Raw genomic sequence first — 19,723 nt, forward strand, 5'->3', positions numbered from 1 at the left:
CCGGGCGGGATGCTCTATGCAGCGTTTTAGGCGTTATTTCTTTGCTTTTCTAATGATGGCCATCATTTGGTGGCTCCTCACCTATGACACGGCGGCGGCCAATGGCAACCTGCTGGCTCCGTGGTGGTTGGGTGTTCCTGTGGCCCTGTTTTGTGCTTGGTTGGCCCTAAAACTTCAACCTGAACGTCCTAAAAACACTATCCGTTTGAGCGCCATTCCACTATTTTTCGGGCACTTTTGTTATCGCTCGCTGCTCGCTGGCGTCGATGTGGCATGGCGCACGCTGCACCCGAGCTTGCAGTTAAACCCCGGTTTCATCGACTATTCGCTGGACCTTCCCGAAGGCAAGCCGCGTATATTCTTTGCCACTGTGGTGAGCTTGCTCCCCGGCACTCTTGCCACAGAGCTCACCGACACCGGTATTCGGCTGCATGTACTCGACACCAACAGTGATGTCGCCAAAGACTGTGATCGCACGGTGCGTGTTCTCCAGCGCTTATTCCAGCATGAACCCGGTGAGCCACAGACAGTCCGCAGCACTGAAGATAGTAAAAGCGAGCACAAGCCATGAGTCACTTCCTCACCGGCATCGCCGTCGTGCTACTGCTCTCGCTCCTCATTGGGCTCATCCGTGTCTGGCGCGGACCCAATGAAGCCGACCGCATGCTAGCGGCCCAGCTATTCGGTACCACCGGTGTGGCCACGTTGTTAATTCTGGCAGTCGCCACTGAGCAACGTGCCCTCATTGATATCGCCTTTATCCTTGCCTTACTCGCCGCCGTTGCCACTATCGCCTTCGTACGCCGTATCGGCAGCCCCAGTAAAGCAGCCAAGAACAAGGAAAAGCAGCCATGATGTACCTGCAAATCCTGATTATCTCCGTGGGCGCTCTGTTTTTTCTAGTAGGCACCGTTGGCCTGCTGCGCTTTCCTGATGTTTACACCCGCATTCACGCACTCACTAAAGCCGATAACATCGGTATGGGGTTAATTGTCCTTGGCTTACTGCCGAGCACCGATTCTGTCGCCCAAGCCCTTAAGCTTATTTTGTGTTGGCTGCTGGTGTTAGGCGCCAGCTCCGTGGCCGCCTATTTGGTGGCCGCTAAACAGCGCGCCTCGGAAGCCAAGGAGCGCGCAGCGGATGCCAAAACCCAGCCCCTAAAAGGCGAGCAAACCAAAGCGGAGGGGTTATGATCGCTTTCGATATTCTTCTCGGCCTCGGTCTTATTTTGGCAGCAAGCGGCGTTTTCCTCTCCACCCATCTATTCCGTTCGGTGGTGTTATTTGTGGTCTTCGGTTTGCTCTTGGCCATCACCTGGACACGACTCCAAGCCCCAGATCTGGCCCTCGCAGAAGCGGCCATCGGCGCCGGCCTCACTGGCGTGCTCTTTCTTGATACCTTAGGCACCTTGCGCAAAGCCAAACAAAAACGCCGCAGCAAGAAGGAGCCACGCCCATGAACCGGACGCTCCGCATCGCTGTCGCAGGCACCGTCGCCCTCGGCACCCTGTATGCCCTGCTCGTTGCCATCCTGTGGGTGCCTGAGATTCAAGTGAACCTCCCGCAGCAAGTGGCGCTTAACCTTGAACAAAGCGGCATTGCCCATCCCATTACTGCGGTGTTGTTGAACTTCCGCAGTTACGATACCTTGCTTGAGATTGCTGTTTTACTAGTTGCGGTCGTTACCGGTTTGGCGCTGCGCGAACGTGACGCGCTCACCGCAAGCACCGAGCAAGCTCGCGATCCCATGTTACACGCGCTAACTCGGCGCTTATTGCCGCTGCTATTAATTACCAGCGTGTATATCCTCTGGTCCGGCTCGTACGCACCTGGCGGCGCTTTCCAAGCAGGGGCACTGGTTGCCGCTGCTGGGGTCATCGCACGGTTAGCTGGCTATGACATCGCCAGCCGCGCCGATGTATTGCTGCGCCTCGGCCTCGCCCTCGGCTTTATTCTATTTCTAACCGTCGCGGTGAGCGCCATGCTCGGCGGTCGCCCATTCTTAAATTATCCCGAAGGCTGGGCCGGCTCACTGATTTTCCTCATTGAAGCCGTACTCACCTTCTCCATCGGCCTCACGTTGATCAGCCTATTTGTGCATGCCCCGGGCGATTCTAGCCCTCGAGGAGGCGCCGATGACGATTGATTTATGGTACGCCGCCGTCGGTGCTGTGATTGTCGCGCTCTCGGTATTTGCATTTCTCACCAGCAAACATCTGATGAAAAAGCTCTTGGCCTTTAACATCATGGGCTCTGGCGTGTTTCTCATAATGGTCGGCTTGCCACAGCATCAACATGGCGTGGATCCGGTACCTCAGGCATTGGTGCTCACCGGCATTGTGGTGGCGGTCAGTGCCACCGCGCTCGCTTTGGTACTCTTACGACGCTACGTGCGTGCTGGAGGGAATCCCGCGCCATGACGCCTATTTTACTGATTATCCCACTGGCCTTCGCTATTCTCACTTTGCTCCTTCCCCGCCATTGGGTGCGGGCGATTATTATTCCCGGCTTAGTGCTGCAAGTAGGCGCTGCGGTACTGTTATGCATGGAGATTTATCAACACGGCCCGCAAGATTACGCGCTCGGCGACTGGCAGGCCCCGCTCGGCATCAGCTTGATCGCCGATGGTTTTAGCGTCACCTTACTTGCGCTTACTGCCCTGATTGCAGCTCTGTGCGCCATCTATGCCCAGTATTTTTTAACGCGTTACCCGCGCGAACAACGCTATTTCTGGCCGCTATTCTGGTTCCTTCTGGCGGCGCTCAACGGTATCTGGCTGGCCGGTGATTTATTTAATCTCTACGTGGGCCTCGAGCTCCTTGGCCTAAGCGCCGTGGGTATGGTGGCCCTCACCGCCGAGAAGACCACCCTCAAAGCGGCCCTCGACTATTTGTACGCGGCACTTTTTGGTTCCCTTGCTTATCTGGCCGGCGTCGCCTTGCTGTACGGTGCTTACGGGACACTCTCGATTGCCCAGCTCAGTGACATGGCTGCGGCCAACCCCACCACGCAGGTGGCTTTAGCATTAATGACCGTGGGTTTATTATTGAAAACCGCAATCTTCCCGCTGCATTATTGGTTACCCCCGGCCCACGGGGGTGCGCTGGCCCCGGTGAGTGCCTTACTTTCGGCCTTGGTAGTCAAAGCTTCGTTTTATATTCTGGCGTTACTTTGGCTTGATGTGGGCGCCCTCGCAGTCACCGTCACCGCCGCCCAAGCCATGGGTGCATTAGGTGCTGGGGCGATTTTTTGGGGCAGTTGGCAGGCCTTTCAAACCCGACAAATTAAGATGCTAGTGGCCTACTCCACCGTAGCGCAGCTCGGTTACTTAATGTTGCTGTTTCCGCTTGCCATTGGCGTCAGCGAAGCGGCGGCGCAGCTGGCTTGGCAAGGTACCATCTTGCACCTGCTCGCTCATGCCTTTGCCAAAGCGGCCATGTTCTTGGCAGTCGGAACCCTTGTGTTAGCCCTAGGCCATGGCCGTATTAACGATTTTGGTGGCGTATCCCAACGCAATCCTGTCGCACTATTTGCCTTTGGACTCTCCGCGGTGAGTTTAATGGGCCTGCCTCCAAGTGGCGGCTTTAATGCCAAGTGGCTGCTGTTGCAATCCGCTATCGCCAGCGGACAGTGGCACTGGTTTGTTGTCATGATCATCGGCGGCTTACTCACCGCCGCTTATGTGTTCCGCGTATTTCGGGTGTCGTTTTTACAATCCGCTAAACACGAGATTCAAGATACCCACCCTGCGTTGCAACTTAGTGCTTTGGCGTTAGCCTTGATGGCCATCGCCTTGGGCTTTGTCAGTGAGCTGCCTTTATCGTTAATGAACCTTACAGACATTGCGCCAGCGACCATGGGAGGCACCCCATGACAGCCCTCCTCCCTGTATTTGTACTTGCCACATCGCTGATCACCGCGGTGCTGATTTTTATCTTGCCAGAGCGCTATTACCGCCTGCGCGTTAGCCTTAACCTTGCCGCGGCGGTTCTCAAAATAGTTCTGGTGGCGGTGATGATTGCGGGCATCGCCAATCAGGTCGATTACGAGTTTCGTTATGAGCTGCTGCCAGGCATCGATTTAGTGCTCAGGGCCGACGCGCTCTCCATGCTCTTTGCTGGGCTCTCTAGTGTACTCTGGCTGTTTACCACCCTCTACGCCATTGGTTATCTGGAAGGCGCGCCCAATCGCAGTCGCTTCTTTGGCTTCTTCAGTTTGTGTGTGGCCAGCACCATGGGTATCGCCCTTGCCGGTAACTTGTTTACCTTTTTGATTTTCTTCGAGTTACTCACACTTTCCACCTATCCGCTGGTGGTGCATCGTGGCACTGAAGAATCGTTGCGAGCCGGACGCACCTATTTGAAATACACCTTGGGCGGCGGCGCTGTGCTCTTGGTGGGTGTGGCGCTGATGTATGGCTTGGTGGACCAAACCGGCACCATGACCGAATTCGCAGAAACCGGAACCTTGTCCGCATTGCCGAGCGAGCAACATTTTACCCTCGCGGTCATCTTCTTTGTGCTAATCGCCGGGCTTGGCGTGAAAGCCGCCTTAGTGCCATTGCACGGCTGGCTGCCCGTCGCCATGGTGGCCCCGGCGCCGGTAAGCGCCTTGTTGCATGCCGTTGCGGTAGTGAAAGCCGGTGCCTTTGGCATCGTGCGGGTGATTTACAATATCTATGGGGTGGAATTTGCGTGGCAACTCGGGGTGCTGCTACCGCTGGCGATCTTAGCGTCCATCACTATTATTTGGGGCTCCCTACGCGCCTTGCAGCAAGTAGAAATGAAAAAGCGGCTGGCTTATTCGACGGTGAGTCAGGTGTCGTACATCGCGCTCGGTGCCTGTTTGTTTGGCCCCATCGGCACCATTGGCGGTATCGTACATTTGCTGCATCAGGGCATTATGAAAGTGACCCTGTTTTTCTGTGCGGGGAACTACGCAGAAACCTTGGGCATTCATAAAATCAAAGATCTCGACGGTGTCGGGAGGCGCATGCCGCTCACCAGCATTGCCTTTACCCTTGGTGCCTTTGGCATGATAGGGGTACCGCCACTGGCGGGCTTTATTAGTAAGTGGTATCTGGGCATCGGCGCCCTCGATGCGGGGATGGGCTGGGTAATTGGCGTGTTAATTCTGAGCAGTATGCTCAACGCTGGGTACTTTTTACCCATTGTGTATCGTTTATGGTTTAAGCCCAAGCAAGGCCCGTGGCCGGACGAGCATATCAAAGCCGCTCGCTTTGAAACCCACGGCTTACTACTCTGGCCTACCGTCGCCACCGCTGTATTTTCGCTTGCCGCCGGTCTGTTCGCGGCCCACGCCTGGAGCCCCCTGAGTTGGGCGAGCTTAATTGCATTCCGGGAGTATTTGCCGTGATGATTTTGGCTGGATTCGTTGGTTTGGAAACATTCAAGGGTTTAGGTGGCATGGCTGGCTCCAGAGGGTTTGGAGGGTCCCGAGGCCTTGGAGGCTTCGACGGCTCTGAGGGCTTCGTAAGCATATCCCGTTCAGGAGTGAGCAGATGACGTTGATCATGTATTTATTGCATCATATTCCGCTCCCTTTGCTGGTCGTGTTTCCGCTGGTGCTGGCTTGCTGTGTGCGCACCGACACCGCCCGCCGGCGCGGCTGGATGTTGATTGCTGCGCCCTTGCCGATGCTCCTCGCCGTTCTGCTTTGGTACGCACAGGGACAGCCGGAATTCATCACCGAGATACCCTGGCTCATGCTCGGTTTGCATTGGCGCTTTGATAATACGTTGGCCCCGATTCTGTTAATGACGGTTCTGCTATGGACCGTCGCCGGCATCTATGTGTGGCAGCAACTGCGCGATAACAGTGCCGATCAACAACCCCATATCGCCCGTTACATCCGCTGCTGGCTGCTCACTTTGAGCGGTAACATTGGCCTTTTGGTGGCGGGTGACATTGCCTCCTTTTACACCTTGTTTGCCTTGATGACATTCGCCGCCTTTGGGCTTGTGATTCACACACAAACCCCAAATGCTTTGTTTGCCGGTAAAGTTTATATTCTGTTAGCGGTGATTGGCGAAGGCCTGTTGCTCAGCGGACTCATCTGGGGTGCCGCCCACGCCGCCGCCGGTGAACTCACGCCTACCGCGCCGCTCATTTCCAGCTTACCCGCCGCTATTGCCGCCAGTGCCAACGGTGTCTGGATCGCCTTACTGCTGTTCTTAGGTTTTGGCGTAAAGGCTGGTTTGGCAGGCTTACATTGGTGGTTGCCATTAGCGCACCCAGTAGCGCCAACGCCTGCCAGTGCTGTACTCAGTGGCGCCATGATTAAAGCCGGTTTGGTGGGATGGCTACTCACCTTGCCTCTTGGTGATTTTGCCGCCGGTGGTAACTTTGCAAACGTGGCATCTTTGGCGGTGATACTCGGTTTGATCGGTGCTTTCGGGGCCGCGTTGATGGGCGTGTTCGCGAAAAAAGCGAAAGCGGTATTGGCTTATTCGAGCGTAAGCCAGATGGGCATGATTACCGTGATGTTAGGCACCGGCTGGCTTTACGACGCCGCTTGGGAGGCGATTCTCGCCGCCATTGTGGTGTTCGCCGTGCATCATGGCTTTAATAAAGGCGTGCTCTTCTTTGGTGTTGGTTGGGTCAGTGCTCTAAGCGGACGCGCCGCCACGCTCATGCTCGTGTTCCTACTGATCCCCGCTCTAAACCTTATCGGCGTGCCCTTCAGCAGCGGCGAATATGCCAAAGATCTGTTTAAGCACGTGATCGCCGACCTTCCCGTCGGCCTCCTCTACCCCATTTTCAGCGCCGGCGCCCTCGCCACCACCGCCCTCATGGCCCGCTACTTCTACCTCTTGCGCAAACACTAAGCGTACAAACAACAATTCCACCCCAGGGGTGAAACTCCCATAAAACGCAATCTCCGCCAGCACCTTCAACCACAGGGATCCTTAAGCTTAACAGAGCCTCCCAGCCTGTTTTAACAGTTCTACCCCTGGGGCGGAATTGTGTTTTTAGTAAAGTTCTGCGATGCTGATTTATCGGGTTTTAGGAGCTTCTCATATGCTGGCTTTCACCAAGAAAATAATCATCGCCCTATTTATACTTGCCCTGTTCGGGGCTCCTGCGCAAGCCGAGGAGTTTCATCCTGTGGTTGCCGAGTATGTAAGCCATGAAATGATTCCCTGTGAGCATTCTGATGAGTTGATTTACTGCATCAACGACATCTACCACTATCGCTATCGCATTGTTGAAAGCCATTCACCCATGCTCGCAGCGGGTGATGTAATAAGCGCACTCTTTACCAGCTCCCATCACTACCCGGCATTTATGGAAGAACGTTTCACCTACTTTCTGCTCATGCGACACAATGACCAGTGGGTTATCGATGATTTCCTTTGGAGCTTTATCTACCGCACGAGCGATAATCAATTTGCGGAATGTGGCTGCTCATTGTTGGAAGGACGGGTCGATGATCCGCCACAAGATTTATGTCAGCTAGCAACTTTCCAGCCGCGTATTCAGATCGATATCACACACGCCAGCGCCTATGGCCGGGCTAAATATGAAGAGAATCCGGCATGGGCTGTTAATGGGAATACCGCACTGTGTACACGCGGTATTTATACTAAGGACCTACCGAAACTGTTTTTATAGCCCGCAGCGCGGGGTATTTACCGAAAAATTCACGCTTTCCCTTGATTCCAAGGAGCGAATTCCCTAACATAGCGCGGCTTGCAGGAGAGGTGTCCGAGTGGCTGAAGGAGCACGCCTGGAAAGTGTGTATACGGTAACCCCGTATCGAGGGTTCGAATCCCTCTCTCTCCGCCAGAATAACGAAAAAACCCGCCTTTACGGCGGGTTTTTTCGTTATTGCGGACGAGGGATGGTGATGAAGAACCCTTCGGTTCGACAAATTGGCAGGAAGCGAATTTGCACGCGCGAACGAGGGATGGCGATGAAGAACCCTTCGGCCTGCATCATTTAATAACTGCATCTTGCTTTGTGTGCTCTAAATTCTCACTACCGATGGCATCGGGATCTTCTGCCCCCGAAAAATCCTCCATTGAAAATCCAGCATAAGAAAACATATCTCTACTCTTATTAGCGAATTCTTCAAGCTTACGTGCACCTCTCTTTAAGGCTTCATCAATTAAGAGCTCGTCAATTTTCTTCAGATCGTACGCAAAATCATTTTTAATTAGGTGAGTTGATAACGTAGAGAAACTGCTTGATAAAATAAAGTGCGCATCGCTGCCAAATTCAACTCGCTCAAGGGCTTCGGCGACTGCACAGATGGCAATAGTTACGCTTTTAGGACGAGGCCCTATTTTTCCAGAATAAGTTTGTTTGTTTAGTTCCCACGAGTGTTCAATGATTTTACGCGCAAATGCCTTGTAGTCTCCTACTGAAAGATGCGCGTTATACCGCAACTCTTCCTCAACGATCTGCTCTAGAACTGTCGCGGCTTGGGCCATTCGCCACATATTTTTTAGGCTTTTAAACATCAAAAGTCTCTCTTTAGCTATCTATATTGTAAGCTTCAGATTTTAATAGAAAAAATAGCGCCGACTCAAGTTTATACGTGTGTTAATCAAAGGGTTGCGGTTAGACAGAAAACGCTTGTAGAGCCCGCTACAACCGCTTTCCAATCTTCTCGCTCAAGCTCCGAATACGCTGGGCGCCCAGTAACACCAATAGTGCTGCAATGGGCCAGGCGATGTAGAACGCCGTCCACCAGCGCCCGAGAAAGCCTTCGCCTAAGCCGGTATTAATCCAAGTGATTAATCCTGTCATCAGAAATGCCATATACAGTGACATCAACACGGGAAATACTAATTTCTTCAAAACTCTTGCTCCGCTCATTCATGATGCTGCGATTATGCGGGAGGCCCGCGCAAACCTCCAGCTAACTTTATGGATTGCTAATATTCAAAAAATGAATCATGCGCGGCTGAAGTAAAGAATCATCCCGATAAAAATCACGATCGGATAAATAAATAAGGCACGCACATCGGGATACCACCAGCTGTGCGCCTCGGCCACGTAAATAAACAGCACGTTGGCGACCCCGATATTCGCCAATGCCGCCGCAAACCAAGTAGCACTGAGCATGTCGTGATCATGTTCGGTTTCGGAGCGGCTATCTCGCTCGCGGTTTTGTCGTTGTTTATTCACGCTATCTTTGTAGGCGGCGAAGCAGATCAAGGCACCCGCGGCAGGCAACACCCATAAGTGTACTTTACTCGAGAAGCCGCGAAAGCTTCCATCAATATGAAAGTTCTGCTGCATCAGCTCCGGCAAACTTGGGTATATCAGGGATAAACTTATCAGAGTGAATGCAAGCACGCACAAAGCCAGCGCGCGATACCAACGAAAGTGATGACGCCAGTCGGTTTTAGGCTTCATGGCATATCCTTATCCACATCACACAAACACCATTGCCACAATGGTAATCACCCCAGCCAGCAGTACATTCAGCACCACCCCTTCCCGCGCCATTTCTTTAATGGTTATTTTCTCTGACGCGAACACGATGGAGTTGGGCGGCGTGGCTACGGGCATACAAAACGCGCAACTACAGGCAATCACCGCTGGGATCATCAGAAGCTCAATGGGCAAACCAGCGGAACCGGCGGTGGCCGCCAAGATCGGCATCAACAGCGTTGCTGTGGCGGTATTGGAGGTCACTTCCGTGAGGAAAGATACACTCAACGCGAGCAGGAAAATCAGCAGCCAGATGGGAATGCCAATCATGCCGCTTAGTCCCGCGCCAATAATGTCGCTGAGGCCCGAGGCCATAACCCCGGCTGCCAAACAGATCCCGCCTGCGAATAGAAGTAAAATTCCCCAGGGAATATTTACCGCTTGTTCCCACGTAAGTAAGCGCCCACCTTGGCCGTTACTCACCACGAACATGGCTACCACGCCGGCTAAGGCAATGGTGCTGTCGCCTACGCCGCTAACGCCGGTAAAACCCGTCCAGCCCCCAAAGGGCTCAGTGCGAAATACCCATAAGAAGATCACTGCACCAAACACCATTAACACGCGTTTTTCGTAGCGGGTGATCGGGCCTTGGGTCGGCAATTCTAAGGGCATGGATAGTTTTAGGCCGCGCGTTAGCCACCAACCGATTACCGGCAGGCCGAGCACAACCATGGGAATACCAATTTGCATCCAGCGACCAAAACCGAAGGTTTCGCCGGAGTAGGTTTCATAGATAGATGCGAAGATGAGATTGGGAGGCGTACCGATCAGTGTGGCCACGCCACCTAAGGATGCAGAATAGGCCAAACCCAGCAAAAGCGCACGTTGGAATCGATGATTATCACTGGCATCGGCCATGGCCAAGGCGACGGGCAGTAGGGCAAGCACTGCGGCGGTATTGGAGATCCACATGGACAACACCGCCACCGCCAACATAAATGACAACACAATGCGACGACCTTCGGTGACGCCAATCCAGCTCACCAAAGTGAGTGCAATGCGTTTATGCACACCGCTTGCTTCCACGGCCTTGGCCAACATAAATGCGCCCATAAAGAGCACAATCACGTGGTCGCCTAAGGCGCCGCTGGCCTCACGAAAATCGAGAATCCCACCGAGCGGTAGCAAAACGAAAGGCAGTAAGGAAGTGACGGGCAACGGCAGTGCTTCGGTAATCCACCACCACGCGACCCAGACAACAACCGCCAGTGTCCACGACGCTTGCGGCGGCATGCCTGCCAGCGTTGCAATCAACCACGCTAATAGCGCGACGACGGGGCCAATGGCGATATGGTTTGCTTTGAATGATTGCGACATGGCGCCAACCATAGTTATTCCTTGTCGTGTTCTTGTTGTTTTTTCCGATTATACCTGCGTGAGAGCATAGCACCAGCAAGGATTGAACGATGCATCAGAAGCTTGATCCACGTCATATCAGGGAATTTCGGCGACGATATACTGATGCTATCAACTTAGTAAGGAGGAACTCGCAATGAATCTATGGCGTGAGTTTTTAAGTGACCCAGTGATTTTCTTTTCATTCACTGGCTTAGCGGTGGTGTTAGGGATTTGTATTTTCTACGCGATCTACTTTATCTACAAAGTACAACACGCGGAATAGTCATACTCAACGCGATGCGTTGGCTACTCGTAGGTGGGGTGTAGGAATTCGAAGCCAGTGGCGATTAAGCGAGCGTTAGATAAACGTTTGCTACCGCGCGGCCCGATTTCATTTGAGCGCGGAAGCTGGCTAGCATCTACGCCGAGTCGTTTGGCCACGCGTTTTACATAATCTTCCGCCTGTAACGGCTCGTCGTCGGTGGCGAGGTACACATCTTCCATGGGCTCGTCGCTAAGCTTCAGCATCAACAAATGATCGAGCGCTCTGGCTAAGTCGTCTGCATGAATACGATTAGTCCAGGCTGGCGTAATGGTGTAGGTGCCCTCTTCGATACTTTGCGCCATGCGCTCCCGTCCTGGACCGTAAATGCCCGACGCTCGCACAATCACATGGGGCAACCCGCAGTCCCGAAGTACATTCTCTGCCATTAGAAGTTGCTCGCCAGAAAAGCCCGTAGGCCGCGTTGGTGTTTGCTCATCTACCCATTCCCCATCGCGCTCGCCATAAACAGCGGTGCTCGAAACATAAAGTACCGTAGGCAACATTGCTGCAGAAAAATCTTTCATGGCGGCGAGCATGGTGCGCACCGGCACCACATAGCCTTGCTGATAACCCAGCTCGGTATAAGCACTTGGCGTCAGGGTAAAAATAATGGCGTCGTAGCGGTTTTGCAGGATTCGGTGCCAGTCGTCAATGGCGCAAGCATCCCCCTGCACCAAAGAAAATTCTGGGCTGTGGGTATGTAATTCAGGAAGGTTGGCACGCTCCGGATGGCGACGCATACCGGTTACCGCGAAACCGCGATCGAGTAATAACGGCGTAAGGCGACAGGCAATGTCGCCATAGCCAACAAGAAGTACGCGGGGAGTTTCAGCCATTATCAATCCTTGCGGTGAAAGGAAGTACTCCCCTCAATGTATCAGGGCTTGAGCGTTTTTGCGAAATCGAGCATGCGATTTAAAGGCAGCATTGCGCGTTCGCCCAGTTTGGCATCCACATGAATTTCATGCATTTCACCACCCTCGGTGAGAGCGCTCTCAATGGCCGCTAAGCCATTCATTGCCATCCATGGGCAATGTGCGCAGCTACGACAGGTTGCGCCGTTACCGCCCGTTGGAGCCTCAATGAAGTGCTTCTCCGGCGACAGTTGCTGCATTTTGTAGAAGATGCCTTTATCGGTCGCCACAATATAGCGCTCGTTCGGCATGGTTTGGCTGGCTTTGATCAACTGCGAGGTGGATCCCACTGCGTCGGCAATCTCGACCACTGCCGCTGGTGATTCCGGATGCACCAGCACGGCCGCATCGGGATACTGTGCTTTCAATTGACGCAACGAATTCGCTTTAAATTCATCGTGAACAATACACGCGCCCTGCCATAACAGCATGTCTGCGCCAGTTTTCTTCGCCAGATAGCCACCTAAATGGCGATCCGGTGCCCACAGAATTTTCTCGCCCTTGCTATCGAGGTGCTCAATTAGCTCTACTGCGATAGATGAGGTGACAACCCAATCCGCGCGCGCCTTCACTGCCGCCGAAGTATTGGCATACACCACGACGGTGTGATCCGGGTGGGCATCACAAAATGCGGAGAATTCCTCGATCGGGCAACCCAAATCTAACGAACAGGTGGCTTCGAGGGTGGGCATCAACACGGTTTTCTCAGGCGTGAGAATTTTGGCTGTTTCGCCCATAAAGCGTACACCGGCAACAATTAATGTTTTCGCCGAGTGATGGGCACCAAATCGGGCCATTTCTAGTGAATCAGCCACGCAACCGCCGGTCTCCTCGGCGAGTGCCTGGATTTCGGGATCGGTGTAATAGTGCGCCACTAACACTGCGTCTTTTTCTTTCAGCAGGGTTTTAATACGCTCCCGGTGCGCTGTTTTCTCAGCGTCCGTCAGCGGTTTTGGTTTCGCTGGAAAATCAAATTCCAACGGTGGCAATACCTGTGCCTGAGTCATAGTACATCACACTCTTTGCAATCATCAGTTAACGGTGCGCCCCTGAGGGTGCGCGAAAGGTTCGCTAGTATAGCGATAATTGTGGAAAAATTCATCTGCTCTGTATGAACTTGGACTACGTGAAATCACGTGAGTTTCGATCACTTTTTTGGGAATAATCAGAGGGTAGTAAACAAGCGAGAGATGGTGGGTCGTGCAGGATTCGAACCTGCGACCAATTGATTAAAAGTCAACTGCTCTACCAACTGAGCTAACGACCCATCTAACGAGATAGTGATTAAAGGCAAAATTTGGGAAAAGTGGTGGGTCGTGCAGGATTCGAACCTGCGACCAATTGATTAAAAGTCAACTGCTCTACCAACTGAGCTAACGACCCGCTTTTCCAACACTGAACCCCGAAAATTGAGGAGCCAGCGCGTTATCAGAATGCCCTGACAACGGCGGCATAGTTTACTGAATTATCGCGTTGATGCAAGGACCAATCGCAGGTTATTTTTCAATTTTTTGGAATTTAGCCGCTTTTCGCGCAATTAGTGAGCGGAGTCGCTATTTTCTCAACTTTTCTTTAACTTAATCGTACCCAACGCATCGCGTTGGGTACCGTAATTACAACGATTCCAACTGCCGTGCCGCAAGGCCGGCTTCAGTAGAGTTTGGATATTCGCTGCGAACGCGCTGGAAGAATGTGCGTGCTTGGCTGTTATTACCACGAGCCCGCTCAATCATTCCGAGTTTCAAAATACAATCGGCACGTTTGCTCGAATCCGGATGATTCTCTACCACATCGGTAAAATGACGCTTCGCTTCATCGTAGTTTTGGCTTGCGTAATGTAACTGGCCCAGCCAATACAACGCATTACTGCGGTAAGTGGAGTTGGGATAGTTTTGTAAAAAAGCCTGAAACTCAGGGATGGCCTGGTCATAACGACGCTCTTCTAGCACCAAACGCACGGCTCGGTCATAGGCTTCGTTCTCACTCAAATCATCAGAATAGGCGATATCAATGGTTGGCACGCTCGTGGGTGCCGCGCCACTGCGGGTAGCGCTGCCACCGCCGCCATTACGGATTTGCTGACCCAGCTGGTCGATTTCTTGGTAGATATCTCGCTGGCGTTGCAATATTTGGTCGAGCTGGAACGTGTGTTCTTCCGTAATCCCACGCAATTCGCTCACTTCACGATTTAAGCGATTCAATTGTTCAAGCATCGACATTTGGCCTTGTGTGCGCGCTTCTATTAAGCGCTCTAGGCGATCGAGCCGTTGGCTTGTGGTTTCGCTACCTTGGGCATTTGCCACACTCACTACAGGGGCGGGGCCAGATGCTAGAGCGACGCCGGCGAAGGTGAGTGCAATTGCCAATCCAGAAATTCTCATCAGCATAAGATTCCGTTTTATCGTGTCAGGTCCAGAAAACCCAAGCACAGTATGGACCGAAACACTGTGCTTGGGTTTTCATCGGGAGGAAACCGAAGTTTCCTCCGTCAGAAACGTCGTTCTTAGTACACTAATACCGCACGGCGGTTTTGTGACCAAGCACGCTCATTGCTACCACGAGCAATCGGCTTTTCCTCACCGTAAGACACGGTGGTGATCTGCGACGATTGAACACCGAGGTTGCGCATATAATCGCCAACGGCTTTGGCACGACGCTCGCCTAGGGCGATGTTGTACTCAGGCGTTCCACGTTCATCTGTGTGGCCTTCGATAACAACAGAGACCGATGGATTGCGAACCAAATAGTCTGCGTGTGCCGACAACAGTTCCGCAAACTCGCTGCGAATTCCTGAATCGTCAAAATCAAAATAGATGGTGGTTTCCTGACGAAGCTCAGCATAACGCTGCTGACGCTGCTCTTCTGGGGTACGCATGCGATCTGCGCCGCCCACTTCAACGCCGCGACGGTCTTGCGACGCTTGCGTATCAGAAGTGCCAGTAGTATCGCTGTCAGCATCAGGAGTGCTTGAACACGCCGCAAGTGCTAACACAGGGATGGCAAACGCCAGAGCTTTCACAACTTTGTTTAACTGCATGATTGCTGTCCTTTAACATTCGGGTTTGAAATAGTACAACCGTTATAAACTAACATGTTTTAAATCATCAGAGAAACGGCGACCAAGCCGGCGCTTTTACTTCACCTTCGCGAGCAGGTAAGCGCGCCCGGAACCGTCCATCCATCGACACTAGTGCCAAGACCTGTCGGTCACGGTACGTTGTGCTGTAGATGATCATACTGCCATTTGGTGCAATGCTCGGAGACTCATCCAAGCTAGTCTGCGTCAACACCTGTAAATTCCCTCGGGGGAAGTCCTGACGCGCAATATGGAACAAACCATTCGCGCGGTGAACCACCACTATTCCGTTCCCATCGGGAGTTACGTTACCGCCGAGGTTAGATTCCCCCTCGAAGGTAATACGACTTACTCGTTTTGTGTCTAAATCTACGCGATACACTTGCGCGCGACCACCTCTTTCGGAGGTAAACACTAAAGATTTTCCATCCGGCGTCCAGCTCGGTTCGGTATCGATGCGCCAGTGGTCTGTGATTTTGGTTAACTGGCGACTTTCGATGTCCATAACATAGATATCTGGAGCGCCATCTTTCGACAGAACCATTGCCATCTTCTTGCCATCAGGCGACCACGCTGGCGACCCATTAATACCCGGGAAAGACGTTAATTTCTCGCGCTGCGTGGTGTAAATATCCTGAATGAAAATCTCTGGACGGCCGTTTTCAAAACTTACGTACGCCACTTTGTTGCCATCGGGCGACCAGGTTGGCGACATTAACGGTTCTGGCGAGCGCAACAATACCCGCTCATTATAGCCGTCGTAGTCTGACACCATTAAGTGATAGGGATTTTCTGCATCCCAATCAATATAGATATAGGCGATACGGGTCAAAAACGCACCCCGCTCCCCTGTTAAAGCTTCGTAAACCACATCAGAGATGCGGTGAGCATACTGACGAAACTGAGCTGGGCTCACCACAGAACTGCGGCCTTCGATGATATGTTCATTGCTGTTTACCAGAGCGCCATCGACCATCGCTTGCGCGGTACCGCCGGTGATTTGGCCGCGTAATGGATCGATCAGCTCGTAGGTGACCTGAAACCGATTACCCGATAGCGGGCTTACTTCGCCTACTAACAGTGCTTCAACGCCCAAACGAGCCCAGCGGCTGTAGTCGTTAATTTCCGTATCTTTGCCTGGCGTTGCCGGAAGCTGATTGCGCGCCACCGGGCTAAAGCGACCGCTGCGAGTTAAGTCCGCGGCAATCACTTCAGCAAAATCATAGGGCTTTTCCCCTTCCCCTAGCCATTGAAACGGTACAATCGCCAGTGGGCGGGCACGATCCTGACCCTCGGTGATCACGATCTCTAACGTCGAGCCTTGGCCAAACGCGGTAAACGCGGCCATCCACACCAATAATCCTGCGAGTAAACGTTTCATCATCACTCCAAATTAATCAAAACGCGGTTCAAACCGCATCGTAAAGCTTCTAAACTGCGCTGCCACATCGGGGTCATCCGACATAGGCAAATTTCCTGCTCGTAATACTGCCGCCCGCGCTGAATCACACACGGCACGGTCGCCGTCGCCTGCTTGTACATTAGTTACAAAACCATCGCGGGCCAAACTAATGGTGAGCACGCACGATTGCCCACGCATACTTGGGCTGGTAATCCAGTGACGCTGCACGGTGGAGCGAATCAGGGCTTGATAACGCTCAACTTCCGTCATTACCCGTTGCTGACGCACCCGGGCGCGTTCTGCTTGCTCACGCTCCAAACGCTCTTGAATTTGCCGTTCACGCTCGGCGCGTTCACGTGCTTCTTGTTCTTGTCGCTGCCGCTCTTCTTCCCGGCGCTGACGTTCCGCTTCCGCTTGGCGTTCTTGCTCACGCTGGCGTTCTAGGCGCTCGGCGGCTTCTTGACGCTCGCGCTCCGCCTGTTGTGCTTCTTGCCGCGCACGCTGGGCTTGTTGCTCAGCTTGTTGCCGTTCACGTTCTTGCTGTTCACGCTGCGCCTGCAATTCTCGGGCACGTTGTTGCTCACGTTGCCGTTGCTGTTCAGCTTCACGGGCACGACGTTCGATATCGGCAATACGTTGCTCTTCAGCACGGCGCTCTGCTTCCCGTTGCTGTTGCAGGCGCTGCACTTGTTCTTGCAAGCGACTCTCGTCGACCGCCACCGCTTCCACGATATCCACTTCAGGCGCCGCAAATTGCGGCTGCGCAAGGGTATCCGTTGCCGGTGTAAATTCCATACTGACTAAAAGCAGCGCACCGATCACCACATGCAGCCCGACCGAATAGCCGATGGGCTGCCAAGGAATGGCTCCTGCTTTTACCACGTTCTTCATCTGCTTCACTACTCCGGCGGCTGCGTCATCAAGCCCACTTTCGGGGCACCCGCACGCTGTAACAATACCATGAGCTGTACCACCTGCGCGTAAGCTACTTGACCGTCACCGCGCACAACCACTGGGGTTTCTGGGTCTAACTGCAAATGAGCCGCCACTAAGGTTGCCAAGTCGACTGCGGACATTGGCGAATCCTGATTGTCGCCCATATTAATAAAATAATTGCCATCACGATCAACGGTGGCTACTAACGGTTGACGATCATCATCCCGTAAAGGTTCCGCATCGGCCCGGGGTAGTTCAACGTCGACACCTTGGGTGATTAAGGGTGCGGCCACCATAAAAATAATCAACAGCACAAGCATCACGTCGATGTATGGAACAACGTTCATCTCCGACATAGCGGTGCGCTTACGGCGCTGAATAAAGGCCTCCATGATTAGGCCTCCTGCCCCTGTGATAACGGGCTATTGCTTGTCACTGCGCCGCCCATGGTTTGACGTTGCAAAATCGACGTGAATTCTTCGGCAAAGTTAATATAGTTGCCGTCGATAGAGCCGATTTGCGATGAAAATTTGTTATAGGCGATAACCGCTGGAATCGCTGCAAACAAACCCATTGCCGTAGCAACAAGTGCCTCGGCGATACCTGGGGCCACCATTTGCAGTGTGGCCTGCTGCACGGAGCCAAGCGCGATAAATGCGTTCATAATCCCCCATACAGTACCGAACAGACCCACGTAGGGGCTGATTGAACCGATGGTCGCAAGCACCGACAGATGGGTTTCCAGACGATCCATTTCCCGAGAGTGCGCTACGCGCATTGCCCGCTGGGTGCCTGCCATAACCATTACACCGTCGGCATTTTTTACCTGACGAAGCCGCGCAAATTCGCGGAATCCGGAATGGAACAGATGCTCAGTGCCTTGGATACGTTTGCCTTTGGCGCTCACTTCTTTATAGAGCTTGGCAAGATCCACGCCCGACCAAAAACGCTCTTCAAACTTATGCGCTTCTTGCTCGGCTTGCTGCAATATTTTGCGGCGCTGAAAGATCAGAGCCCATGACAAAATCGACATGAGCACCAACAAAATCATCACCAGCTGCACAACTAAACTGGCTTCTAAAAATAAATCAAAAAAGGATAATTCAGCTTCCACGTCCGATAACCTCTAGAATTGGACCGGGGATCGCCACCGGTTTCATCGTATGTAAATTTACGCACGCCGCTTTAACATCAGCAACACAGAGTAACTCGCCGGCAGCATTAAAGACCTGTTGTTGGCATTCAATTGATGCCCGCCGAATTCGCTTTGGCTCCACGGTGACCGTGAGGGTGTCATTAAAGCGGGCGGGCGCTTGCAAATCAAGAGCCACATGTCGCACCACAAAACCAATGCCTTGCGCTAACCACACATCTTGCTCAACGCCAGCAGCGCGCAACCATTCGGTGCGCGCCCGCTCACAGAATTTCAGGTAATTGGCATAGTAAACAATGCCGCCAGCGTCTGTATCTTCGTAATACACACGCACGGGCCAAGAAAATTCTACCAACCTCACTCCCCCTATGAGCTATTGGTCACAACAGCAAACTACTATATCGCAGGTATACTCACAAATTAAAGAGCCTGCGCTCGTTAACCCACCCCCTGCGACACACAACAATTCCGCCCCAGGGGTGAAACTCACCAATACCGCCTTCTCCGCGCAACCCAAACACTTCAAAGAACCCAATCCCCATGCGCCCTCCGAGCCTTTTTAACAACTTCGCCCCAGGGGTGTAACTGATGTTTTCTCCGATCTCCAACAATTCCGCCCCAGGGGTGTAACTGATGTTTTCTCCGATCTCCAACAATTCCGCCCCTGGGGTGGAACGATTGTTTCGCAGGTGCAACATCGACGGTAAGACATTAGCCTAACAGAAGAGTTTCACCAGACTTTTATTAATCTATAAACATTACAAAAGAATTACAAAAAGCACGTAATAAAAAGGGTTAGAAAGAATTGTTAACGAAAAGTTGGTTATTTTTTATTCCATACAAAGTTTTAACACATTAGTTTTTGTAATGCGAAATAGCAGTTTTTCTCGCTTGAGACTGGTCGGATAAGCCCTATAATACGCCCCATGTTCAGGGCAACGCTCTGACAACCAGTTTTAAGGATCGATTGTCGCTTTCCTTAATACGATGTAAGAGGTGTTCGGATAAACAGCTTTTTCATCGGTAGTTCCTGGATTTAACTTCCTCCTTGTTGTTGTTACAACTTCGCCCACTCATCCCCTGAGTGGGCTTTTTTTTGCGCTAAATTTACGTAAA

Annotated in this window: 24 protein-coding genes and 3 tRNA genes; 12 read left to right on the forward strand and 15 right to left on the reverse strand. The window is 52.6% G+C overall.

Annotation, left to right across the window (positions count from 1 at the left end; translation table 11 throughout):
• Window positions 1-16 precede the first annotated feature (16 nt).
• From FM042_RS05215 to FM042_RS05265, 11 genes are all read left to right on the forward strand, one after another.
• Window positions 17-571 carry a Na+/H+ antiporter subunit E gene (locus tag FM042_RS05215; RefSeq protein ID WP_143235006.1) on the forward strand — a complete coding sequence of 185 codons (555 nt, stop codon included), beginning with the start codon at window positions 17-19 and terminating at the stop codon, window positions 569-571.
• Window positions 568-855, forward strand: coding sequence for a monovalent cation/H+ antiporter complex subunit F (locus tag FM042_RS05220; protein WP_143235009.1), 288 nt, complete (start codon window positions 568-570; stop codon window positions 853-855). The genes FM042_RS05215 and FM042_RS05220 overlap by 4 nt, the downstream gene beginning before the upstream one ends.
• Entirely contained in the window at window positions 852-1,193 is a 342-nt protein-coding gene (mnhG, locus tag FM042_RS05225; protein ID WP_143235012.1) for a monovalent cation/H(+) antiporter subunit G, read from the forward strand. The genes FM042_RS05220 and mnhG overlap by 4 nt, the downstream gene beginning before the upstream one ends.
• Window positions 1,190-1,459, forward strand: coding sequence for a Na(+)/H(+) antiporter subunit B (locus tag FM042_RS05230; protein ID WP_143235015.1), 270 nt, complete (start codon window positions 1,190-1,192; stop codon window positions 1,457-1,459). Before mnhG ends, FM042_RS05230 begins: the two co-directional genes overlap by 4 nt.
• The gene (locus FM042_RS05235; RefSeq protein ID WP_143235017.1) at window positions 1,456-2,145 is read left to right on the forward strand and encodes an MnhB domain-containing protein; all 690 of its coding nucleotides are present in this window, start codon (window positions 1,456-1,458) and stop codon (window positions 2,143-2,145) included. Before FM042_RS05230 ends, FM042_RS05235 begins: the two co-directional genes overlap by 4 nt.
• Window positions 2,135-2,419 (forward strand): NADH-quinone oxidoreductase subunit K, encoded by a 285-nt coding sequence (locus tag FM042_RS05240; protein WP_143235020.1) that lies wholly within the window; start codon window positions 2,135-2,137, stop codon window positions 2,417-2,419. Before FM042_RS05235 ends, FM042_RS05240 begins: the two co-directional genes overlap by 11 nt.
• Entirely contained in the window at window positions 2,416-3,873 is a 1,458-nt protein-coding gene (locus tag FM042_RS05245; protein ID WP_143235022.1) for a complex I subunit 5 family protein, read from the forward strand. Before FM042_RS05240 ends, FM042_RS05245 begins: the two co-directional genes overlap by 4 nt.
• Window positions 3,870-5,375 carry a proton-conducting transporter transmembrane domain-containing protein gene (locus tag FM042_RS05250; RefSeq protein WP_143235024.1) on the forward strand — a complete coding sequence of 502 codons (1,506 nt, stop codon included), beginning with the start codon at window positions 3,870-3,872 and terminating at the stop codon, window positions 5,373-5,375. The genes FM042_RS05245 and FM042_RS05250 overlap by 4 nt, the downstream gene beginning before the upstream one ends.
• Before the next feature lie 145 nt (window positions 5,376-5,520).
• Complete coding sequence (locus FM042_RS05255; RefSeq protein WP_143235026.1) at window positions 5,521-6,846, forward strand: complex I subunit 5 family protein; 1,326 nt, start codon at window positions 5,521-5,523, stop codon at window positions 6,844-6,846.
• A 193-nt stretch (window positions 6,847-7,039) separates the two neighbouring features.
• A complete protein-coding gene (locus FM042_RS05260) occupies window positions 7,040-7,633 on the forward strand; it encodes a hypothetical protein (RefSeq protein WP_143235028.1) in 594 nt (197 codons plus the stop codon).
• An 83-nt stretch (window positions 7,634-7,716) separates the two neighbouring features.
• A tRNA-Ser gene (locus FM042_RS05265) sits at window positions 7,717-7,807 on the forward strand.
• Between the two features lie 149 nt (window positions 7,808-7,956).
• Here the strand turns inward: FM042_RS05265 and FM042_RS05270 are convergent.
• The 4 genes from FM042_RS05270 to FM042_RS05285 form a co-directional block, all read right to left on the reverse strand.
• Window positions 7,957-8,484 carry a hypothetical protein gene (locus tag FM042_RS05270; RefSeq protein WP_143235030.1) on the reverse strand — a complete coding sequence of 176 codons (528 nt, stop codon included), beginning with the start codon at window positions 8,482-8,484 and terminating at the stop codon, window positions 7,957-7,959.
• Between the two features lie 127 nt (window positions 8,485-8,611).
• Window positions 8,612-8,824 (reverse strand): DUF2798 domain-containing protein, encoded by a 213-nt coding sequence (locus FM042_RS05275; protein WP_221931497.1) that lies wholly within the window; start codon window positions 8,822-8,824, stop codon window positions 8,612-8,614.
• Between the two features lie 96 nt (window positions 8,825-8,920).
• Window positions 8,921-9,385 (reverse strand): hypothetical protein, encoded by a 465-nt coding sequence (locus FM042_RS05280; protein ID WP_143235035.1) that lies wholly within the window; start codon window positions 9,383-9,385, stop codon window positions 8,921-8,923.
• 18 nt (window positions 9,386-9,403) lie between these two features.
• Window positions 9,404-10,780, reverse strand: coding sequence for an SLC13 family permease (locus tag FM042_RS05285; RefSeq protein ID WP_143235037.1), 1,377 nt, complete (start codon window positions 10,778-10,780; stop codon window positions 9,404-9,406).
• A gap of 175 nt (window positions 10,781-10,955) precedes the next feature.
• Between FM042_RS05285 and FM042_RS05290 the strand changes: the two genes are divergently transcribed.
• Window positions 10,956-11,084, forward strand: a complete 129-nt coding sequence (locus FM042_RS05290) for a DUF3149 domain-containing protein (protein WP_143235039.1) — start codon at window positions 10,956-10,958, stop codon at window positions 11,082-11,084.
• A 23-nt stretch (window positions 11,085-11,107) separates the two neighbouring features.
• Here the strand turns inward: FM042_RS05290 and FM042_RS05295 are convergent, their stop codons facing one another.
• The 11 genes from FM042_RS05295 to ybgC form a co-directional block, all read right to left on the reverse strand.
• Window positions 11,108-11,962 (reverse strand): NAD(P)H-binding protein, encoded by an 855-nt coding sequence (locus FM042_RS05295; protein ID WP_143235041.1) that lies wholly within the window; start codon window positions 11,960-11,962, stop codon window positions 11,108-11,110.
• A gap of 41 nt (window positions 11,963-12,003) precedes the next feature.
• Window positions 12,004-13,047, reverse strand: a complete 1,044-nt coding sequence (nadA, locus tag FM042_RS05300; RefSeq protein WP_143235043.1) for a quinolinate synthase NadA — start codon at window positions 13,045-13,047, stop codon at window positions 12,004-12,006.
• 184 nt (window positions 13,048-13,231) lie between these two features.
• Window positions 13,232-13,307 (reverse strand) — tRNA-Lys (locus FM042_RS05305).
• Between the two features lie 40 nt (window positions 13,308-13,347).
• Window positions 13,348-13,423: transfer RNA gene (locus FM042_RS05310), tRNA-Lys, on the reverse strand.
• A 230-nt stretch (window positions 13,424-13,653) separates the two neighbouring features.
• The gene (gene ybgF, locus FM042_RS05315; protein ID WP_143235045.1) at window positions 13,654-14,421 is read right to left on the reverse strand and encodes a tol-pal system protein YbgF; all 768 of its coding nucleotides are present in this window, start codon (window positions 14,419-14,421) and stop codon (window positions 13,654-13,656) included.
• 122 nt (window positions 14,422-14,543) lie between these two features.
• Window positions 14,544-15,077 (reverse strand): peptidoglycan-associated lipoprotein Pal, encoded by a 534-nt coding sequence (gene pal, locus FM042_RS05320; protein ID WP_143235047.1) that lies wholly within the window; start codon window positions 15,075-15,077, stop codon window positions 14,544-14,546.
• A 67-nt stretch (window positions 15,078-15,144) separates the two neighbouring features.
• Complete coding sequence (tolB, locus tag FM042_RS05325) at window positions 15,145-16,497, reverse strand: Tol-Pal system beta propeller repeat protein TolB (protein WP_143235049.1); 1,353 nt, start codon at window positions 16,495-16,497, stop codon at window positions 15,145-15,147.
• Between the two features lie 12 nt (window positions 16,498-16,509).
• Window positions 16,510-17,409, reverse strand: coding sequence for a cell envelope integrity protein TolA (tolA, locus tag FM042_RS05330; RefSeq protein ID WP_143235051.1), 900 nt, complete (start codon window positions 17,407-17,409; stop codon window positions 16,510-16,512).
• A gap of 8 nt (window positions 17,410-17,417) precedes the next feature.
• Window positions 17,418-17,846, reverse strand: coding sequence for a protein TolR (tolR, locus tag FM042_RS05335; protein WP_143235053.1), 429 nt, complete (start codon window positions 17,844-17,846; stop codon window positions 17,418-17,420).
• A 2-nt stretch (window positions 17,847-17,848) separates the two neighbouring features.
• Complete coding sequence (gene tolQ / locus FM042_RS05340) at window positions 17,849-18,568, reverse strand: protein TolQ (protein ID WP_143235055.1); 720 nt, start codon at window positions 18,566-18,568, stop codon at window positions 17,849-17,851.
• On the reverse strand, window positions 18,558-18,962 hold the full coding sequence (gene ybgC, locus FM042_RS05345) for a tol-pal system-associated acyl-CoA thioesterase (protein WP_408608841.1): 405 nt from the start codon (window positions 18,960-18,962) through the stop codon (window positions 18,558-18,560). The genes tolQ and ybgC overlap by 11 nt, the downstream gene beginning before the upstream one ends.
• Window positions 18,963-19,723: the final 761 nt, after the last annotated feature.

It is taken from the genome of Aliidiomarina halalkaliphila, assembly GCF_007096385.1.
In the GTDB taxonomy this organism is placed as follows: Bacteria; Pseudomonadota; Gammaproteobacteria; order Enterobacterales; family Alteromonadaceae; genus Aliidiomarina; species Aliidiomarina halalkaliphila.